Source organism: Gracilibacillus xinjiangensis (assembly GCF_042651765.1).
Classification (GTDB): Bacteria; Bacillota; Bacilli; order Bacillales; family Amphibacillaceae; genus Gracilibacillus; species Gracilibacillus xinjiangensis.
The window spans coordinates 252-684 of record NZ_JBHSDT010000011.1 but is presented as its reverse complement, the minus strand read 5'-3'; the positions used below and the strand labels follow the sequence as shown (position 1 = coordinate 684).

The window sequence follows — 433 nt, the reverse complement described above, 5'->3', positions numbered from 1 at the left end:
TTGGGGTGAAGTCGTAACAAGGTAGCCGTATCGGAAGGTGCGGCTGGATCACCTCCTTTCTAAGGATAAATGAAAGGCGTAAGCACCCGGGTAGCGACGTATGACCTGGAAGGTGCCATAGGAGATAAAGGAAACACGACGAAGAATGAGTCGATGTTGACTTATCGTACGGTGGCAACTGAAGGGCACTAGTCGCTGGGTGCTGGAGCTGGACAGATAACGGAACTATAGGAAATGGATCGCTGATTAAGTTCGTCACGTCCTGTGACAACATCGGCATGACCTACATCCTGTAGCCCTTCATACTTGGTTGTTTGGTTCAGTTTTGAGCGATTGATGCTCAGTATGTACCTTGAAAACTAGATAAGAATCTTAGGAAGTGAAGACGACTGTTGAAGGAGTCTGAACTGAACTGAGAATGACAAGACATCAA

The 433-nt window shown here is 46.9% G+C and carries 1 rRNA gene; it reads left to right on the top strand.

Annotated elements, in window-relative coordinates:
* Positions 1-59 (top strand): 16S ribosomal RNA (locus tag ACFOY7_RS18415); the annotation flags it as partial.
* Positions 60-433 lie beyond the last annotated feature (374 nt).